A 330-nucleotide genomic window follows, 5' to 3' on the forward strand; every position below is an offset into this window, starting at 1 on the left:
TGGCAGGGCAGCGGTCTCGAGCTGCTGCAGGACGCCCGCCCGTGGGAACGGAACGAGAACCGGGTCCGACGCGCAGGAGTCTCCTCGTTCGGCCTCAGCGGCACCAACGCCCACGTCATCGTCGAAGAGCCGCCGTTGGCGGAGCCGGCCGCCGGAGCCGTCGACGACGGTGTCTTCCCGGTGGTGGTGTCGGGCCGCAATGAGGCTGCCTTGCGTGGGCAGGCGGGGCGTTGGGCGTCCTGGCTGTCCGGTCGTGAAGAAGTCCGGCTCGCGGATGTGGCGGTGACGGCTGCGCGTCATCGTTCGCACTTCGAGTCCCGGGCGAGTGTG

Annotated in this window: 1 pseudogene; it reads left to right on the top strand. The window is 70.6% G+C overall.

The features are described from left to right. Positions 1 to 24: 24 nt before the first annotated feature. A pseudogene (locus ABZZ04_RS36805) lies at positions 25 to 264 on the top strand (ketoacyl-synthetase C-terminal extension domain-containing protein); the annotation flags it as partial. Between the last annotated feature and the right edge of the window lie 66 nt (positions 265 to 330).

This window comes from Streptomyces sp. NPDC006435, assembly GCF_040612315.1.
Classification (GTDB): domain Bacteria; phylum Actinomycetota; class Actinomycetes; order Streptomycetales; family Streptomycetaceae; genus Streptomyces.